At 62.9% G+C, this 550-nt stretch carries 1 protein-coding gene; it reads right to left on the bottom strand.

The features are described from left to right. Positions 1-363 precede the first annotated feature (363 nt). Positions 364-550: integrase core domain-containing protein (locus JF66_RS19700; RefSeq protein WP_035880585.1), on the bottom strand; the 187-nt coding region annotated here is incomplete at its 5' end.

Below are 550 nucleotides of genomic sequence, written 5' to 3'. Positions count from 1 at the left end.
GCTGTGGATGGCCGCTTCGTGTTGCTCTGCCGCGACCTGCCGACGGGCTGAGATCAAGATCGCGATGACCACGAGGTTCCATCAGGGGAACCCCCTGCGGACGTCCACCGATATGGTGGTGGCATGGTCGGCTTGTGGGAAGGTATCACGCGCGTAAATGCAACCCTGTGGTTTGCCGTAGCGGTTCTGTTGACAGTCGCTGGATACGTTGGCGGAGACGACGCCGTGTGGTCAATCCTCTGGCTGATCCCACATGCGGTGGTCTTGTTCGGCGTGTGGCGCGGTAGTCGGACCGCATGGGCAGTATTCGTGAGCGTCAGCGTGGCCCTGGCCCTGGCCTTGACCCCGGTGAGTGGACACGGGTTAAGCGGCGAGTTGGATCTCTGCGGCCTGTGACGAGTATTGCAGCTCGAAGTCCACAGGCGTGACGTGCCCGATCGAGGAGTGGCGCCGGCGACGGTTGTAACGGTCCTCGATCCACGCCGCGACGTCTCGAATCGCCCGGGCCCGGGTAGGCCAGATCCGTCGGTAGTAGAACTCCGTTTTCAGC

It is taken from the genome of Cryobacterium sp. MLB-32 (assembly GCF_000738085.1).
GTDB lineage: Bacteria > Actinomycetota > Actinomycetes > Actinomycetales > Microbacteriaceae > Cryobacterium.
Note: the sequence above shows the minus strand (reverse complement) of the source record. Positions and strands in the feature narration are given on the sequence as shown.